Raw genomic sequence first — 18,404 nt, 5'->3', positions numbered from 1 at the left:
AGGATGTCCGGATGGCTGCAACGGCCATCGTCGGCGCAGCGCCGGTGTCACCTGACCTGACCGGCAATGCTCGATCCCACCACCAGCAACGTCCTGCTCGCGCTCGCTGTCACCACCGGCGCCGGCCTGGCCACCGGCCTGGGCGGGCTGATGGTGTTCGCCACCCGCAAACCCAGCGCGCGCATGCTCGCCTTCGGCCTGGCGTTCGCCGGCGGGGCGATGGTGTACGTGTCGCTCTCGGACATCCTCAACAAGTCGATCGCCGCTTTCGCGGTCCAGTACGGCGACGCGCGGGGCTTCTCCTACGGCACTTTCTCCTTCCTGGCGGGGGTGCTGCTGATCGTGGTCATCGACCGCCTCATCCCCAATCCGCACGAGCGGCTGGAAACCGATGATCCGTTCTACCAGCAACATGACCGCGGCCAGATCCGGCGGGTCGGGCTGCTGACCGCGGCCGCCATCACCGCGCACAACTTTCCCGAAGGGCTGGCCACCTTTTTCGCCACCCTGTCCGATCCTGCGGTGGGCCTGCCTCTGGCCTTCGCCATCGCCATCCACAACATCCCGGAAGGCATCGCCATTGCGGTGCCGGTGTACTACGCCACCGGTAAAAAAGGCCTCGCCGTGTTCGCCTGCCTGCTGTCGGGCCTGGCCGAGCCGGTGGGCGCGATCATCGGCTACGTGGTGCTGGGGTCTTTCCTCTCCGAAGCGCTGTACGGGGCGATTTTCGGCATGATCGCCGGGGTGATGGTGTTCCTGGCGCTGGACGAGCTGCTGCCCGCGGCCAAGCGCTACGCCAAGGGCCACGAGACCGTGTACGGCCTGGTCACCGGCATGGGCGCGCTCGCGATCAGCCTGGTCCTGTTCAACTGGTAAGCCGCTTGTAGGAGCGCGCCATGCGCGCGAAACCGCGTGAGCATGATCGCGCGGAATGGCGTCGGCAGGTGCGGCGTGTCCGGAGCCACGCGGCGTGGCCATTATTCACGCGGCTTCGCGCGCATGGCGCGCTCCTACCAGGGACACAGGCGCAAACAGAAACGGCCCGGGGATACCGGGCCGTTGGTCGTTCGGATGTCGCGGATCAGGCGCGATCAGGCGGCAATCAGGCCGCGCATCTTCTTCAGCGCGTTGGCCTCGACCTGGCGGATGCGCTCGGCCGACACGCCATATTCGTCGGCCAGCTCCTGCAGGGTTTCCTTGGCGTCCGCGTTGAGCCAGCGGCGCTGGATGATGTCGCGCGAGCGGTCATCCAGTTCGGCCAGGCCTTCGCGCAGCAGGGACAATCGGTGGTCCTCGCCGTCTTCGCGCTCAAACGCCACGGCCGGGTCTTCCACGGTGGACACCAGGTAGTTTTCCGGCGCCGGCGGCATCCGGTCGCTGCCATCGTCCGCGGGAGCGTCAAAACCGATATCGCGGCCGGACAGACGGGACTCCATCGCCAGCACCTCGCGCTCAGGCACGTTCAGGTCCTTGGCCACGGTGCTCACTTCCTCGGCGTTCATCCAGCCCAGGCGCTTCTTGCTCCTGCGCAGATTGAAGAACAGCTTGCGCTGCGCCTTGGTGGTGGCCACCTTCACGATGCGCCAGTTCTTGAGGATGTACTCGTGCATTTCGGCACGGATCCAGTGCACTGCAAAGGACACCAGGCGCACGCCCACCTCGGGGTTGAAGCGCTTGACCGCCTTCATCAGGCCGATGTTGCCTTCCTGGATCAGATCGCCCAGCGGCAGGCCGTAACCCATGTATCCACGGGCCACGTGCACCACGAAGCGCAGGTGCGAATGCACCAGTTCCTGGGCGGCAACCAGATCGCCGTCATCACGGTAGCGGTGGGCCAGGGCCTGCTCATCTTCCGCCGAAAGCACCGGAATCTGGTACACGGCGCCGATATAGGCATCGAGCGATCCAATCGCGCCCGGCACCGGCAGGCTGCTTGAAACCATTGGTTGGGAGAGAGTGTCTTGGGTCATAGGCGTCTATTTTAGCAGTCTTCATATGTGACTGCTAAGAGCGGTGGAAGTTCCCAGCGTTCCTCTGGTGGAACGCGCGCGGCCTGCAAGCCGTTGATTTCACGAACCTGCGATTCGGGAGCGGGGTGGCAGGGACCAGTCTATCGGCACCTCTGCGCGCCGTTTCAGATAGTCATTGGCGGCGGAGAAATGGCCGCAGCCGAGGAAGCCACGATGCGCCGACAGGGGTGAAGGGTGCGTGGTCCGTAGTACCCGGTGCCGTCGCGAGTCCACGATCCGGCCCTTTTTCTGCGCATAGCTGCCCCAGAACATGAACACCAGTCCTTCCCGATCGCGGTCCAACACCTCCACCACGTGATCGGTGAACTCCTCCCAGCCCCTGCGCTGATGGGCGCCGGCTTTGCCCTGCTCCACGGTCAGCACCGCGTTGAGCAGCAGCACGCCCTGATGCGCCCACGACATCAGGTAACCGTGATCCGGGCGCGGAATGCCGAGGTCGCGCTCGATTTCCTTGTACATATTCAGCAGCGAAGGCGGCACCGGCACGTCCGGCTGCACCGAAAAGCACAGCCCGTGCGCCTGGCCGGGCCCGTGGTACGGGTCCTGCCCGAGGATCACCACCTTGACCCGGTCGAACGGGGTGGCGTCAAAGGCGGCAAAGATGTTCCGAGCCGGCGGAAAGATCCGGGCGCCAGCAGCGGAGCGCTCGCGTAGGAACGTGGAGAGCGCCTGCATTTCAGGGCGTTGCAGGTACTCGCCTATGCGGGCTTTCCAGGAGGGTTCAAGCCGGATGCGATCGCTGTCTGGGGATGGCGAAACCATTCCGCCATCTTACCCGCCGGATTGTGTAGGAGCGCGCCGTGCGCGCGAAGCCGCGTGACGCGGGTGCGTTTGTAGGAGCGCGGTTGGCGGGAGGCGGGACAGGCGCAGCTGGAACAGGACCTTGGTCACCAGCAGGCGTTCCTCGATCGGCTTGAGCACCAGGTCGTTGGCGCCCTCGCGCAGCAGGCCCATCTGGTTGATGCGGTTGTCATCCCCGGTCATCACCAGCACCGGCAGGCGGCGCTTGCTGTAACCCAGCTCGCCGCGCACCGCATGCAACAGGTCGCGCCCGCTCATCTCGCCCTTGAGGTACACGTCGGTCAGCAGCAGGTCCAGGCCCGGCGCGCCGTCGGCACCGGCGTGCTCGCGCAGGTGGGCCAGGCCCTCCTCGGCGCTGACCACGTGCACCACCTCCATGTGCCGCGCCTGCAGCATGCGCCGGGTGGCGACCGCCACGGTGCGACTGTCTTCCACGTACAGCACCTTGGCACCCGGGATCGGCTCGGGCAGCACGTAGCCGCGGATGAACGCCGCCAGCGCCCCCAGCCCCATGGATTTGTCGAAGTAGTCGGTCACGTCTTCGGTGAAGCGGCGCATCTCCAGACGCGACTGGGTTTCGCCCGAGACCACGATCACCGGCACGTAGCGCTGCCCGGCGGCCTCGCGCACGCTGCGCGCCAGCGCCATGCCGTCGCCATCCGGCAGCACCAGGGAGGTGCTCACCAGGTCCACCGGCGAAGCCTCCAGCGCGGCCTGGGCCTGGGCCAGGCCTTCGCACTCCACCACGTCCACATTGGCCAGTTCCGCCCGCAGCACGTCGCCGATCAGTCGGCGCACCAGGCGCGATCCATCCACCACCATGATCCGCGGCGAGTCACTGGCCACGTGGCGCAGGCGATGCGGATCGGAGTCGGGGGCGTGGTCCATGGTCATGTATCAGTGGGGCGGGTCTGGCGCAGGAAGTGTCCGGTCACCACGCTGGCGCCGATCCAGCCCAGGGCGCCCGAGGCGACCAGCACCGCCAGCAGCTGCAGCGGAGAGAATCCGCGCAGGGCAAAGCCGCTGCCGTAGCTGGCGGCCAGCTCGGCCACCGGCGCGCGCAGGGCCATTCCCGTGATGGCCAGCAGGCCCAGCGCCAGCGCGCCCGAGCCCAGGCCGTACCAGGTGCCCAGATACAGGAATGGCCGGCGGATGAAGCCGTCGGTGGCACCCAGCAGCTGCAGCACGCCTATTTCCTCGCGCCGGGCCTGGATATCCAGGCGCACGGTATTGCCCACCACCAGCAGTGCGCCCAGCCCCAGCAATACGCCCAGCACCAGCACCAGTCGCTGGCCAAATTCCAGCCAGTCGTCCAGCCGCTGGCGCCACTCCGCATCGTGCTGCACCAGCGCCGCCTCAGGCAGCTCGCGCAGCGCGCCGGCCAGCGCCATTTCGTCACCTTCGGGGATCACCAGCAGCAGGTTGGGCAGCGGGTTCTCGCCCACGGCGTCGATCGCTTCACCCAGGCCACCGCGCTCGCGCAGTTCCTGCAGCCCCTGTTCCGGGGTACGCAGCTCCACGCTGGCCACGTCGGCGCGCGCGCGCAGCTTCTCCGCCAGCTCATCAGCCTGGGCGGCATCCATTTTCTGCTGCAGGAACACCCCGATCTCGCGCGACTCCTGCACGCTGCCGGACAGCCGCGACACGTTGTCCAGCACCAGCCACAGCCCCATCGGCAGCGCCAATGCCACCGCCATCACGCCGATGGTCAGCGCCGTCGCCCAGGGCCGGCGGAACACCCGTCCGAGGCTGGAAAAGAAACTGTAGAGGTGGTGATCACCCCAGGTGCCCAGGCCGGAGCGCGGCGCCGTAGGCGCTGCAGAAGCGGGGGCGGCGCGCTGCTCACTCATCGGCCAGGTCCTGCGGAGAAATATCGTCCACCAGGCGGCCGTGGTCGAGCACCAACACGCGCTTTTTCATCCGCTTGACCAGGGCCAGGTCGTGGCTGGCCACCATCACGCTGGTGCCGCGCTCGGGCAGGCTTTCAAACAGGGCCATGATTTCCGCTGCCAGGGTTGGATCCAGGTTGCCGGTGGGCTCGTCGGCCACCAGCAGGCGCGGCTCGCCAACGATCGCCCGGGCAATGCCGACCCGCTGCTGTTCGCCGGCGGACAACTCGCCAGGCAGCGCCTTCTCGCGGGCGCCCAGGCCAAGCCGCTCCAGGGCGGTGCGCACGCGCTTGCCGATTTCAGGCCGGCGCATGCCGCGCAGGATCAGCGGCAGGGACACGTTTTCGAATACGCTGCGGTCGGTCAGCAGCCGGTGGTCCTGAAACACCACGCTCACTTCGCGCCGATGCATGGCCACCTTGCGCCCGCGCACCCGGGCAAGATTGCGTTCGCCGAACAGCACCGCGCCGCGGCTGGGCCGTTCTGCCAGGTGCACCATCTTCAGCAAGGTGCTCTTGCCCGCGCCGGAATGCCCGGTCACGAACAGCATCTCTCCCGTCGCGACCTCGAAGCTAACCTCGGACAGGGCCGCATGGCCGCCCGGGTACTGCTTGCTGACATTGTCAAAGCGCAGGACGCTCATCGGCTCGGGAAAGGACAGGGGATCATTTCCGGAAGCTTAGCGGATGCAGGGTGCTTCCGCGGACAAGGCCGCGTGATGCGGCCTTGTCCCAAAAACGCCTGACGTCAGGACTTGGGGTCCGGGGTGCTGCCCACCAGCCGCTTGAGACCGCGCCCGATGCGCGAGATCAGCGAGCCGTTGCTTCCAGACTCAGCCTTCGGCGCTGCCTTGGGGGTTGCCGACCTGGCCGGCACATGGCGCGGACCATTGCCGCTGCGGGCCGGCTTGGATTCGGCCGGCCTGGACTGGGCCGGCTGAGCGCCCGGCTGCTCCTGCCTTGCCTGCGGACGGGCTTCGCGCGCCGCCCCTTCACCCTGCTGCCTGCCGCCACCGCGACCGCCGCGGCGCGAACCGCCACCCTCGGCACGGCGCGGCTTCTGCTCGCCTTCGGACGGCTGGGCCGCCTGGTCGTTGCCGGCCTGGCGCTCCGCACCAGCCTGGGCCTCGCCCTCACCCTCACCGCTGCGCCGGCGGCCACCGCGACGGCGACGACGCTTGCGCGGCGCTTCGCCATCCTGCGGCCGGGTCGGCTGTTCCGGGCCCGTCGGGCCCGTCGCTGCGGCGGGCGCCGCGGCAGCTTCATTCACTTCGGGAGCCGGAGCCGGAGCCGGAGCGGAAGTGGGAGCCGCAACCGCAGTTTCAGTCGCAACCGCCGGAGCCTCTGCCCGGGTTTCCCCGGTCGCAGCGCCACCACTTTCCCGGCGCGGACCACGCCCGCGTCCCTCGCCACCGACCGCACCACCAACGCGCGGACCACTGCGCTCGCCACGGCCACCACGCGGACCACCGCCGCGGCGGGCCTCGTCGGCAGCGCGCTGCTCGCGGGCCTCGCGGAAAATCTCGCCGACGCTTTCGGTCTCGCCATCATCGGCCACCGCGCCCTCGCGCGGCTTGCGCGGCAGCGGGGTCAGCAGCTCCTGGGTCACCGGCTCGGACGGGATCTTCTGCTCGATGAAGGCCTCGATATCCGGCAGCCCCACGGCATAGCGTTCGCAGGCGAAGCTGATCGCGTCGCCCTCTTCACCCAGCCGCGCGGTGCGGCCGATCCGGTGTACGTAGTCCTCGGCGTCGAACGGCAGGTCGTAGTTGTAGACGTACTTGATGCCGTCGATATGCAGGCCGCGCGCGGCCACGTCGGTGGCCACCAGGATCTCCAGCTGGCCGCCCTGGAAGCGCTTGAGCAGGCTTTCGCGCTTCTTCTGCGGCACATCGCCCGACAGCACGCCAACCCGGTAGCCGGCACGCTCCAGCGCCCGCGCCACGCGCTCAACGAACACCTTGGTGTTGACGAACACCATGGTGCGCGCGCCTTCACCGCGGGACAGCAGGCCCAGCAGCAGCGGCAGCTTTTCCTCATCGGCGGGGTAATACATCTTCTGGCGAACGCGCGAGGCGGTGATGGATTCGGTCTCCACCACCATCTTCTGCGGCTCGTTCATGTGCTCGTAGGCCAGCTCCAGCACGCGATGGCTGAGGGTGGCCGAATAAAGCAGGGTCTGGCGCTCGGTACGGGCCGGCATGCGCCGCAGCAGGAACCGGATGTCCTTGATGAAGCCCAGGTCGAACATGCGGTCGGCTTCGTCCAGCACGCAGATCTCGCAGGCGTGCAGGCTGACCACCTTGTGCTGCTTGACGTAGTCGATCAGCCGGCCGGGGGTGGCGATGATGACGTCCACGCCCTGCTGCAGCAGCTCACGCTGCTTGTCGTAATCGACGCCGCCGTAGACCAGGGCGAACTTCAGCCCGACTCCCGGGCCCAGCTTCACCGCGTCCTTGTGGATCTGGATCGCCAGCTCGCGGGTCGGGGCCAGGATCAGCGCGCGCGGATCGCCGGGCTGGCGGTCGGCCAGTGCCGGACGGGTCAGCAGCCGATTGATCACCGCCACCAGGAACGCCAGGGTCTTGCCGGTGCCGGTCTGCGCCTGGCCGGCGACATCGCCGCCTGGCAGGGCCACCGGCAGGGTCATGGCCTGGATCGGCGTGCAGCTGATGAATCCGGCGCCTTCAAGGCCTGCCAGCAGCTGCGGATGCAGATCGAATTCGGAGAAGGGAATATCGGTAAGGGGTTTATCGCTCATGCGTGGGAATGCTTCGTTGCGTTGCGCGCAGTTGCGCGAGAGGGCGTCCGCGTCGCAGACTGCCTGGGCCCGGATCGATATCAGCCACGTATCCGGGAGGCCAGCCCCTTGGATTGGGCCGGAAAACACCCCAGCTTAACACCAAGCGCCCGTCCGCCACACGCTGGCGGATCCATAAGCCATTCAGGAGAACCCCGTGAGCAATAAGGTCATCCACACCACCGACGCCGAATTCGATTCCACCGTGCTGCAGTCCAAGGAGCCGGTCCTGGTCGACTTCTGGGCGCCCTGGTGCGGGCCCTGCCGCATGATTGCCCCCGCCCTGGACGAACTCGCCGAATCCTACGACGGCAAGGCCAAGGTGGTGAAGGTGGATATCGACAAGAACCAGGCGACCGCGCTGAAGTACCACGTGCGCTCGATCCCCATGCTGCTGCTGTTCAAGGACGGCCAGGTGCAGGCCACGCAGGTGGGCGCGGTGGGCAAGGCCCAGCTGGCGCAGATGATCGACAAGGCGCTCTGAGCCGCACGACCCGACCCGGATGCCGGCGCCCGCTCCCCTGCGGGCATGACGACAGCCACAACGTTTGACCGCCCGCATCTTGTCCCCGGCGCGACGCGGTGTTAGCTTAACTGCGTATCCGGCGTGGAGTTGCGCGCCGCACCCTTCTGAAGGCCAACCCTTCCCACTCCCCGCCCGCTTCCTGTGGGCGCTCGCACCGTAGCGAGGAATTCGCACTTGTCTGACAACACCCCCAATGCCGGCGACTCCGGCGTTTCTGGCGATACCGCCGAGAAAGCCGTGCGCAAGCCGCGCGCCACCAAGAAAGCCGCCCGCAAGACCGTGAAGGCCGACGCCCCGGCGACGACCGGGTCCGTACCCGCGACGCCGCCGGCGGAAGCTCCTTCCAAACCGGCGGCTCCTGCGGCTCCGGTCGCCCTGGTCGCCGATGCTCCCAAGGCAGCCGCGCCCACCCAGGCTGCATCCCCCAAGGAAGCCCCGGCTCCCAGCAAGCCCGCTCCCAACAAGGAAGCGCCGGCCGGCAAGGAGAAGGAAGCCAGCGGCGGCAACGACGACGGCAACCAGGGCCAGCAGCGCGGCGGCCGCGACCAGCGTGACGACAGCCGCCAGCAGCAGGGCGGTCGCCGTGACCGGTTCCGCAATCGCCGTGACCGCAGTGGCGGTGGTGGTGGTGGTGGTGGTGGCGGCCGAGGCCGCGACGACGGCCTGCCCCAGGACGGCAATAACGACCAGGGTCAGCGCCTGCCGCCACCGAACGTGCCGGAAGATTTCCCCCAGTACTCGCTGAGCGACCTGAAGGGCATGCCGGCGCACAAGCTGATGGATATCGCCGAGCAGCTGCAGATCCACGAAGGCGTGGCCCGTGCCCGCAAGCAGGACGTGATCTTCCACCTGCTCAAGGTGCTCACCCGCCACGGCGAGGGCGTTGTGGCCGACGGCGTGCTGGAAATCCTGCCCGACGGCTTCGGCTTCCTGCGCGCGGCCGAAGCCTCGTATCTCGCAGGCCCGGACGACGTCTACATCAGTCCCAGCCAGATCCGCCGCTTCAACCTGCGCACCGGCGACCATCTGTCCGGGCGCATCCGCTGGCCGAAGGACGGCGAGCGCTACTTCGCCCTGGCCACCATCGACACCATCAACGAGGAGCCGCTGGAGGCCAGCAAGGGCAAGGTCCTGTTCGAGAACCTGACCCCGCTGTTCCCGCGCGAGCGCTTCAAGCTCGAGCGCGCCGATGGCTCCAGCGAAGACATCGCCGGCCGCGTCCTGGACCTCATGGCCCCGCAGGGCAAGGGCCAGCGCGCCCTGATCGTCTCCCCGCCCAAGGCGGGCAAGACGATGATGATGCAGCAGGTGGCCAGCGCCATCACCTACAACCATCCCGACGTGCACCTGATCGTGCTGCTGATCGACGAGCGGCCCGAAGAGGTCACCGAGATGCAGCGCAGCGTGCGCGGCGAGGTGATCAGCTCCACCTTCGACGAGCCGGCCGCGCGCCACGTGCAGGTTGCCGAAATGGTGATCGAGCGTGCCAAGCGCCTGGTCGAGCACAAGAAGGACGTGGTGATCCTGCTCGACTCGATCACCCGCCTGGCCCGTGCCTACAACAACGTGGTGCCCAGCTCCGGCAAGGTGCTCACCGGCGGCGTGGACGCGAATGCCCTGCACCGCCCGAAGCGCTTCTTCGGCGCCGCGCGCAACGTGGAGGAAGGCGGCAGCCTGACCATCATCGCCACCGCGCTGGTGGATACCGGCAGCGCGATGGACAAGGTGATCTACGAGGAGTTCAAGGGTACCGGCAACTCGGAAGTCCACCTGGACCGCCGCATCGCCGAGAAGCGCGTGTACCCGGCGATCAACGTCAACGCGTCGGGCACCCGCCGCGAGGACTTCCTGATCGAACCGGAGCTGCTGCAGAAGATCTGGATCCTGCGCAAGCTGCTGCACCCGATGGACGAGCTGGCGGCAATGGAGTTCCTGCTGGACAAGATGAAGAACACGAAGTCCAACGAGGAGTTCTTCTCTTCCATGCGGCGCTGATCGTTTTTCGCGCGCCATTGAAAACGCCCCGCATCGCGGGGCGTTTTCATTTGGGGTCCGCCCACAGCCGGAGCGCGACGCGCCTGCCTCCGCAGGGCTGTGATCAACCCTGCAGGGGCGTGAGCAGCCGACGCTCGCGACCGATCATTTCTATCCCTCCGGCCACCTGCGCATCGCTGCGAGGCGCGCCAGGGACGACATGCAGCCAGTCCGGGGCCGCCAACTCGGGGCCCGGGACATACTGCTGCCAACTTGGACCCGAAGCGGTCTGTCCGCTCAGCCCGTACTCGACCGGTATGCGGATCACCCAGTAGTCGGCATCCACCTGGTCACCGGTCGTTGGCGGATTGAACTCCCAGCGCCTGGCCGTATTGATCGACGAAGCGGCAAGCACACGCCGCCAGCGCTCCATTTCCCGCCCCGACGCGTAGGCACGCAGGTTCACACGTTCAGTCACCACGTCTTCCACCGTGCCATCGCGGCCCACCTTGACCAGCAAGTACACCGTCCCCTGCACACCGCGACTCGACATCTCGTTCGGATACCGCGGCGGTGCCATATCGCGGCGTGTCACGTGATCCGTCGCATTGTCGGAATACTCACCGAACCGGCCGCTGGCGATCGACACCTCATACCCGCCGTCCTCCAACGGCCTGGCGAGCATGCGCAAGCTCATCCGTGCACAGGCTGCAACCGGCTGGCCGTCCACTTCCACCGGCTCGAACCGCCAACTCCGGGCCGCCGTGTCCACCAGCTCCACCACATAACCGGGAAGATCATCGCGCTTGTGAAGGACGTACCCCGAGAGTGTGCCGTCGGCTCCGATATCCACGTGCCCGGTCACCACCATGCTTGCCTCGGCCTGCCTTCGTACCTGCTGCGGGCTCTGCGCCATCGCCGGCGCCACCAGCAATGCCGCAGCCATCGCCAGCCAGATCCTCATCCACATGACCTCCCTCCTCCTTCTGGGATATCGCCCGAATATAGCAGCGTGAAACAACAGGCCAGCTGTCGCCGGCGTTCCTTTCTGACGTCAGGGTGTCTGCAATGGGACACTTCCGCCTGGACCCCGCAGGGCGAACAGGGACTCCACCAGAACAAGCTGGCCCTGGGGCTGACGGCCCTCGGCCGCCATGCACTCCGGCGTCGCCTGCCATTTCTCCCGCAAATGCTCGGCAATCTCGCGCCGTGACGTCGGATCGTAGAGTGAGAACGATACCGGCGTGCTGAGCCGCGTGGCGATGGGCTGGCCATCCAGCATTTCCGGCTCAAAGCGCATGGCGGAGACCCAGTCCTGCAAGGCACGCCTGAAGTGGCGGGACAACTGCCTTTCATCGCCTTCGTACTCGATTCCATCCAACACCGCAGACCCATCCGGCTGCACCGTGTAAGCCACCTCCATGTCGCCAGTCACACCCCTGATCAACGCACTTTTCGGATAGTTCGGCGCGTCCACCAGCAGGGAAGTCCCGCCGGGCTGCGCCGGACCGTTGCGGACGAACCGCGCAGACAGAGCGAGTTTCTCTCCCTGGGGCACCGCACACACGGCCAACTGGACCCAGGTGACACCCTGCCTGGCTACCCCATCCACAACCACCGGCTCGAACCGCCATCCGCCCACGGTCGTCTCCACGAACTCGCGGATGGGCTGGGGTAGCCGCTCGGCACCGCTCACCTCGGATGGCCGCCCTTCCGCGTCAACGGCCACCCTGGCCACGGTCGGGAAGGCCACCACGCCCTCCTGATCTTCCGCCAGTGCCGGCAGCACCACCATCAGCAACAGCGCGAACAGAATCCTGCGTTCCACGACACCCCCCCTTTCCCTAGCCAGGGCAAACTATAGCCGCACTGCGCCAGACGGGTTGAACAAGGGAGCCGCTGATGGAACACCGCCTGGCGAACAGCGGCCAGGATCAGCTCTGGTCGCGCAGGAACCGGGCCATGGAGACGCCGGGCTGGGCGTTGGCAGGCGCCAGTTCGGCGGCCAGGTCGATGAAGCCGCGCATGACCGCGATCTCGCGCGGGGTGCGGTTGAGGGTGTCGCGAAGGTCGGGGTCGGCGCCGGCGCGCAGCATGCGGCGGGCGAGGTCGAGCAGGCCGTGCAGGCCGGCCAGGTGCAGGGGACCGAAGCCGCGGGGGTCCTGGGCCTCCAGCGACACCTCTTCGTCCAGCAGCTGGCTCAACGCCGCGCCCACCACCGCTTCATCGCAATCGGTGCCCGGCTCGGCCCGCGCACCCAGCAGCAGCAGCAGCGGGGTTACGCCCCCGGCCGCCCCGGTATCCGCCTGGGCACCGGCCAGCAGGAGGGTGTCGAACAGGGCCACCAGACGTGGCCGGTCGTCGCTGGTGAACCCGTACAGGGCGGCGCAGTGCAGCGCGGTCAGGCCCTGGGAATCGGTGGCGTGCACGTCGGCGCCGGCGGCCAGCAGGCGCGCGCAGAGTTCCGGCAGGCCCAGCGCGGCGGCCAGCATGAGCACGGTCACTTCCCCCGGCAGGCGCTGCTCCAGGCTGGCACCCTTTTCAAGCAGATGGTCCACTACTTCGGCATGGCCCATGCTCACCGCGGCCGAGAGCGGCGTGGCCCCGGAGCCGGCGGGCAGCTGCAGGTCGGCGCCGCGCTCCAGCAGCAGCTCCACCACCTGTTGATGGCCACCGCCGGCCGCGCGCAGCAGTGCGGAACAACCCTGCGGATCCACCACATCCACATCGAACCCCAGCGCCAGCAGGCGCCTCACGGCGTCGGCATCGCCGGCCATAGCCGCGGCGGGCAGGTCTTCCGGCTGCAGCGCGCGGCGCGGTAGGGGCCATCCGCGCCAGTCCAGCCAATCGGCAATATCGCGCCGTCCGGCAGCCAGGGCCACGCCCAGCGGCGTCTGGCCATCGGCAGCGCGCACGCCGGGGTTGGCGCCATGTCGCACCAGCGCGCGCAACGCGGGTTCGCGCCCCAACGCCGCGCTCAAGTGCAGGGCGGTCATGCCGCGACCGTCGCGTGCATCCAGATCGACGCCGGCCGACACCAGTTCTTCAAGCAGTCGCATCCAGCCCAGGCGCACCACCAGCGACAGCGGCGGATCACCCGTCGGCGAAGCGGCAAACGGATCAGCGCCGCGCTCCAGCAATTCCAGCGCCAGCTGCTCAAGGCCGCGCGCGCCGTGATCGCCACGCACGCAGGCAGCGAGGAACCGCGCCAGCCCACCGGCACCCGCCAGAGACACGTTGTGGCGCAGCAGCGCGCGCAGCGGTTCGATCGCATCCGGCCCGCGGGCCAGCAGGGTGAACATGGCCGTATCGCCCAGCGTGCCCTCGCCGTCGGCGCCTTCGCGCACATCCGGATCCGCGCCATGGGCCATCAGCCAGTCGATCCGTTCCGCAGTGACTGCAACCTCATCGTCCAGCAGCAGCCCGCCCAGCTCCTGCGGCGTCAGCAGCGGCACCAGCTCGTCCAGCCGCTCCAGCTTGCCTTCGCCCAGGCCGTCGCGCAGCAGCGACAGCGGCGCGCGGTCCGGCACCTCGTCCTGGCCGTCCTCGGGGCGCACGCTTGAAGGCAGCGCGTAGTCCGGATCCAGCAGGCTCACCAGCGACCAGCGCCCGCTTGCGGCCGCGTGCTCCACCGGCCGCTTGCCATCCGCGTCAGCCAGCTGCGGATCCACACCGAGCTCCAGCAGCCGGCGCACCAGGGGCGGCGAAGGGGTGGCGGCAAGACAGGCCAGGGCCAGCGCACCGCGGCCTTCAGTGTCCACCACCACCGGGTCGGCACCGGCTTCAACCAGCGCTTCCAGCGTGGCCAGGCGGCCACCGCGGGCGGCCTCCAGCAGGGGCGTACGTCCGTGCCCGTCAGTGATTTCCAAATTGGCACCAGCGCCCACCAGCTCGGCCGCGATCTCCGCGTGCCCGGCGAACGCGGCACGGTGCAGCGCAGTGGCACCGCTGCGGTCAGCGCTGTCGGGCCTGGCCTTGTAGCGCAGCAGCAGCTGCACCCCGGCCGGGTCGTCATCCTCACCACCGGCGGCAGCCACCAGTGAAGGGGTGGCCTCTTCAATCTGCGCGCGCGCGCCGCGCTCCAGCAGGAACCGGGCCAGGCGCCAGTTGCCGGCCATGCAGGCCACGCCGAGCGGGGTCAGGCCCTCATGGTTGAGCGCGTCCACTTCGGCAGCGGCGTCAAGCAGCAGCGCAACCACCCCGGGGTCGGAGCTGCGCCCCGCGTGGTGCATGGGAGTATTGCCTTCGCCATCGGTCGCGCCCGGATCGGCACCGTTGGCGAGCAGGGTCATGACCGCATCGGGACGGCCGTGCCAGCTGTCGCGCGTGGCGGCCAGCAGCGGAGTCAGACCGCCGTGGGCGGCATTCACGTCCACGCCGCAGGCAATCATCTCACGCAGCAGCCGCAGGTCGGGCAGCACCGCCGCCAGCACCGGCAGGGTGCGCTGGTCGCGATCTTCCGCAGCCGGCAGCGCGTGCGGATCCGCCCCCAAGGCAAGCAGCTCCAGCGCCCGCTCCACGCGTCCACGGCGGGCAGCCGAGTACAGGGCCGCATCCAGATCACCTTCAACCGGTTCCAGTTCAATCGGCGCCGGCTCGCCGGGCATCTCGACCACCGGCATCGGCAGCCTGTCCGGCGCCTTGAGCCGCTGCAGCAGCGCGTGCACCAGTGGCCATGCCACCAGCCCCAGCCCCGCCAGCACCCAGCGCGCGGCGCCCTCCGCCAGACCCGGCCAGACCAGCAGCAGCTGCAGCAGCAGCGCCACGGTGACCACGCCGGCCAGCCACGCGCCCCGCGTCGCGGAAGCATCGCGATCGGCCAGCACGCGCCAGGCCGCCATCACGCTGTCTCCATCGCGCTCCACCGCATGCCACACCGGCCACGCCCGCCACAGCGCCACCACGCCGATGCCGGCCACGGCGCTCAGCGCCAGCACCGCGCCCAGCGACTCGTTTTCCAGCAGGATTGAAAGCGGCCACGCCGCCAGCAGGGCGGCCACCGCGCCGGCCACGCCCCACAGCAGCAGCAGGCTGCCCAGGTCCCTGGCCAGCAGCGCCCGCGCCGGTGCGGGCCCGGTGCCGCGCCACCAGCGCACCGACAGCGCGAATGCCGGCTGCGCCAGCCAGGTGCCGAACACGGCGGCCAGGCTTCCCAGCCCGGCCAGCAGCACCAACAGCGCTCCAATCACAAAGGCGGCAGCGGCAGGCCCGCGCCTGGAAGTCGACTCAGGCATCGGTGCCCCAGTCCTCCGTCATCGGGTCGTCCGCGGTCGATGGCGGCACCTGCAGGTGGAAACCGCGCGCAGCCAGATTGCTCCGCACCTGTTCCGGATCCTGGCTGGCCAGCTTGCGCTCCGGGGTCAACTCCACGTGCAGCACAAAGTGCAGCTTGCCCAGTTGTTCTCGCAGCGGCGCGGGAAGGCACTCGAAATCATCGCGACGGGCCAGATACACATAGGTATCCGCCTTGCGCAGGCTTTTATATACGTAGGCGTGCATGGCCAGGACAGAAGAAGGGGGCGACAACCATCGGGATTGTGCGTGAAATGGACGGCATGGGGAACCGCAGGAGCTCCAACCCCGGCGCAAAAGCGCCTCGCCAGCGGGAAAAGTGACGCGTACCGGCAACGTGAAATGTCGATTCACGTCACATTTCCGCACCCCATTCACTTTAAACGGGACGGACGTCGCGATTTTCCCTGAACCGGAATGGTACAAAGTTCCGCACAAGGACTTCCGGAGTCTTCCGGGAACAGGGATGTTGGACAGGGGCGCTTGCGCCCCTGTTTTTTTCCGGGGATACCCTCGCATCCGGGACGTTCGGGCCATCCGGCCGCCGTAACAGGCTGGTAATCTGGCGCGCTTTGCATCCACCCGCTGAGCGCCATGATCCGACTCCTCCCCCTGTCCCTCCTGCTGTTTGCCTCCTCGCTCGCCGCCCAGCCGGCGCAGGTCCTCACCCTGGACCGCGTCATGGACGACCCCGACTGGATCGGCCCGCCGGTGGAGCAGGCCTGGTGGTCGCTGGATGGCAGCCGCGCGTACTACACGCTCAAGCGCGATGGCAGCCCGATCCGTGACACCTGGATGCAGGATCTGACCAGCCGGGAATCGACCCTGGTGGAAGGCGCGGCCCGCGCCGAAATCGACGGCGTGCAGCCGGTGTACGACGCCACCCGCGCCCGCGCGGCGTTCATCCGCAATGGCGACGTGTTCGTACGCGACCTGCGCAACGGCGCGCTGGAGCAGCTCACCCACGGCGGATCCGGCGCCGCCGCGCTGCAGTGGAGCCACGACGGCGCCCTGGTATGGCGCATCGGCAACGACCGCTGGCACCGCTGGAGCGCCGGCACCGGCATCACCGAAGCCGCGGTGCTCCGCGCCCAGGACGATCCGGACAAGCCGCCGCGCGCCGACCAGCTGCGCGAGCACCAGCTGCGCCTGTTCGACACCCTGCGCACCGAGCGCATCCAGCGTGACGCCCGCCGCCAGCAGGAAGCCGACTGGCAGCGCGAAGACCCCACCCGCGCCCCGCCGCCGGTGTACCTGGGCAGCGACGTCTCCATCGCGGGCAGCGCGCTGTCACCGGACGGCCGCTGGCTGCTGGCCGCCACCACGCCCAAGAACGCCGAGCGCGGCCAGGGCGGCAAGATGCCGAAGTTCCTCACCGAATCAGGCTACGAGGAAACCGAGGACGTGCGCATCCGCGTGGGCCGCAACGATCCCGCGCCGATGACCTTCTGGCTGGTGGACATGCGCGAGGGCACCCCGCGCAAGCTCGACCTCGACTCCCTGCCCGGCATCTCCGACGACCCGCTGGCCGACCTGCGCGCCGCCGCCGGCAAGGATCCGCTCAAGGGCCCGCGCCCGGTGCGGCTGGAGGGTTTTGGCGGCAATTCCATGCGCTGGAACGCCGACAGCACCCAGGCCGCGCTGATGCTGCATTCGGTGGACAACAAGGATCGCTGGCTGGCGGTGCTGGACCCGTCCAGCAGCAAGCTCGACACCCGCCACCGCCTCAGCGACCCGCAGGGCTGGATCAACTGGGGCTTCAACGAGTTCGACTGGATGCCCGACAACCGCAGCCTGTGGTTCGTCTCCGAGCACAGCGGCCATGCCCACCTGTACCTGGCCGCCAACGGCCGCCCGCGCGCGCTCACCTCGGGCCAGTGGGAAGTCTCCAGCCCGGCGCTGGCCGCCGACGGCTCGCGCTTCCTGTTCGTGTGCAATCTCAGCGCGCCGGTGGATTACGAAGTGTGCGAAGTGCCGGTCGAAGGCGGCCAGGCCCGCGAACTGACCAACCTCGACGGCGTCAACGATTTCGTCGAATCTCCCGACGGCTCGCGCCTGCTGCTGCGCCACTCCTCCGCCTACGTGCCGCCGCAGCTGGCGGTGATCGGCGCTGACGGCAGCGGCTATGCCGCCCTGACCGACACGCGCAGCGAAGAATACAGTGCCTACGAATGGCTGCAGCCCGAGATCGTGCAGGTGCCTTCCAAGCACGGCGCCGGCAGCATCTGGGGCAAGTACTACGGCCCGGCCGAAATGGAGCCCGGCCGCGAGTACCCGATCGTGCTGTTCGTGCACGGCGCCGGCTACCTGCAGAACGTGCACCACCGCTGGCCCACCTACTACCGCGAGCAGATGTTCCACAACATGCTGGTGCAGCAGGGCTACATCGTGCTGGACCTGGATTTCCGCGCCTCGGCAGGCTACGGCCGCGACTGGCGCACGGCGATCTACCGGCAGATGGGCCGGCCGGAGCTCGAGGACTATCTGGACGGCATCGACTGGCTGGTCTCCGAGCGCCAGGGCAAGCGCGAGCGCGTGGGCATCTACGGCGGCAGCTACGGCGGCTTCATGACCTTCATGGCCCTGTACCGCGAGCCGGGCACCTTCAAGGCCGGCGCCGCGCTGCGCCCGGTGGGGGACTGGCACCACTACAACCACCCCTACACCGCCAACATCCTCAACACCCCGGATATCGACCCGGAGGCGTACCTGAAGTCATCGCCGATCGAGTACGTGGAAGGCCTGCAGGACCACCTGCTCATCGCCCACGGCATGATCGACGACAACGTCTTCTACCAGGACTCCGTGCACATGGCCCAGCGCCTGATCGAACTGCGCAAGGACAAGTGGGAAATGGCCAGCTACCCGCTGGAGCGCCACGCCTACCAGCACGCCGATTCGTGGTACGACCAGTACCGCCGCATCCACGAACTGTTCGAGCGCGTGCTGAAAGACGACTGACGCCCCCCGTAGGAGCGCGCCACGCGCGCGAAGCCGCGTGAATCCGGGCGGCTCGAAAAAGTCTCGGACACGGTGCGGCGGCCGAAGCCCCGCCCCGCAGCCAGGTGTCACGCGGCTTCGCGCGCATGGCGC

The 18,404-nt window shown here is 68.4% G+C and carries 13 protein-coding genes and 1 pseudogene; 4 read left to right on the top strand and 10 right to left on the bottom strand.

Annotation, left to right across the window (positions count from 1 at the left end):
* Nucleotides 1–66 precede the first annotated feature (66 nt).
* Nucleotides 67–876 carry a zinc transporter ZupT gene (gene zupT / locus ACW7G3_RS06665; RefSeq protein ID WP_456976364.1) on the top strand — a complete coding sequence of 270 codons (810 nt, stop codon included), beginning with the start codon at nt 67–69 and terminating at the stop codon, nt 874–876.
* Nucleotides 877–1,091: 215 nt separating this feature from the next.
* Here the strand turns inward: zupT and rpoH are convergent, their stop codons facing one another.
* The 6 genes and pseudogenes from rpoH to rhlB form a co-directional block, all read right to left on the bottom strand.
* Nucleotides 1,092–1,970, bottom strand: coding sequence for an RNA polymerase sigma factor RpoH (gene rpoH, locus ACW7G3_RS06660; RefSeq protein ID WP_456976362.1), 879 nt, complete (start codon nt 1,968–1,970; stop codon nt 1,092–1,094).
* A gap of 99 nt (nt 1,971–2,069) precedes the next feature.
* A complete protein-coding gene (gene ung, locus ACW7G3_RS06655; RefSeq protein WP_456981881.1) occupies nt 2,070–2,792 on the bottom strand; it encodes a uracil-DNA glycosylase in 723 nt (240 codons plus the stop codon).
* A gap of 9 nt (nt 2,793–2,801) precedes the next feature.
* Nucleotides 2,802–3,719 carry a response regulator gene (locus ACW7G3_RS06650; RefSeq protein WP_456981879.1) on the bottom strand — a complete coding sequence of 306 codons (918 nt, stop codon included), beginning with the start codon at nt 3,717–3,719 and terminating at the stop codon, nt 2,802–2,804.
* Between the two features lie 2 nt (nt 3,720–3,721).
* Nucleotides 3,722–4,681 (bottom strand): permease-like cell division protein FtsX, encoded by a 960-nt coding sequence (gene ftsX / locus ACW7G3_RS06645; RefSeq protein WP_456981877.1) that lies wholly within the window; start codon nt 4,679–4,681, stop codon nt 3,722–3,724.
* Nucleotides 4,674–5,363 carry a cell division ATP-binding protein FtsE gene (ftsE, locus tag ACW7G3_RS06640; RefSeq protein WP_456981875.1) on the bottom strand — a complete coding sequence of 230 codons (690 nt, stop codon included), beginning with the start codon at nt 5,361–5,363 and terminating at the stop codon, nt 4,674–4,676. The genes ftsX and ftsE overlap by 8 nt, the downstream gene beginning before the upstream one ends.
* Nucleotides 5,364–5,769: 406 nt before the next feature.
* Nucleotides 5,770–7,480: pseudogene (gene rhlB, locus ACW7G3_RS06635) on the bottom strand (ATP-dependent RNA helicase RhlB); the annotation flags it as partial.
* A 196-nt stretch (nt 7,481–7,676) separates the two neighbouring features.
* Here rhlB and trxA point away from each other — a divergent pair.
* Entirely contained in the window at nt 7,677–8,003 is a 327-nt protein-coding gene (trxA, locus tag ACW7G3_RS06630) for a thioredoxin TrxA (RefSeq protein ID WP_456981873.1), read from the top strand.
* A 216-nt stretch (nt 8,004–8,219) separates the two neighbouring features.
* A complete protein-coding gene (rho, locus tag ACW7G3_RS06625; RefSeq protein ID WP_456981871.1) occupies nt 8,220–10,040 on the top strand; it encodes a transcription termination factor Rho in 1,821 nt (606 codons plus the stop codon).
* 103 nt (nt 10,041–10,143) lie between these two features.
* On the opposite strand, the gene ACW7G3_RS06620 is transcribed toward rho, so the two are convergent.
* The 4 genes from ACW7G3_RS06620 to ACW7G3_RS06605 all read right to left on the bottom strand — a co-directional run bounded on the left by ACW7G3_RS06620 (nt 10,144) and on the right by ACW7G3_RS06605 (nt 15,518).
* Nucleotides 10,144–10,983 (bottom strand): energy transducer TonB, encoded by an 840-nt coding sequence (locus ACW7G3_RS06620; protein ID WP_456981869.1) that lies wholly within the window; start codon nt 10,981–10,983, stop codon nt 10,144–10,146.
* A 90-nt stretch (nt 10,984–11,073) separates the two neighbouring features.
* Nucleotides 11,074–11,847 (bottom strand): energy transducer TonB, encoded by a 774-nt coding sequence (locus tag ACW7G3_RS06615; protein WP_456981867.1) that lies wholly within the window; start codon nt 11,845–11,847, stop codon nt 11,074–11,076.
* A 106-nt stretch (nt 11,848–11,953) separates the two neighbouring features.
* A complete protein-coding gene (locus ACW7G3_RS06610; RefSeq protein WP_456981865.1) occupies nt 11,954–15,253 on the bottom strand; it encodes an ankyrin repeat domain-containing protein in 3,300 nt (1,099 codons plus the stop codon).
* Nucleotides 15,246–15,518 (bottom strand): YcgL domain-containing protein, encoded by a 273-nt coding sequence (locus ACW7G3_RS06605; RefSeq protein WP_456981864.1) that lies wholly within the window; start codon nt 15,516–15,518, stop codon nt 15,246–15,248. The genes ACW7G3_RS06610 and ACW7G3_RS06605 overlap by 8 nt, the downstream gene beginning before the upstream one ends.
* A 387-nt stretch (nt 15,519–15,905) precedes the next feature.
* Between ACW7G3_RS06605 and ACW7G3_RS06600 the strand changes: the two genes are divergently transcribed.
* Nucleotides 15,906–18,272 (top strand): prolyl oligopeptidase family serine peptidase, encoded by a 2,367-nt coding sequence (locus tag ACW7G3_RS06600; protein ID WP_456981862.1) that lies wholly within the window; start codon nt 15,906–15,908, stop codon nt 18,270–18,272.
* Nucleotides 18,273–18,404: the final 132 nt, after the last annotated feature.

The sequence above is a fragment of the Luteimonas sp. A478 genome, from assembly GCF_054052025.1.
The sequence above is the reverse complement of the archived record's forward strand: the minus strand, read 5'-3'. Positions and strand labels throughout refer to the sequence as shown.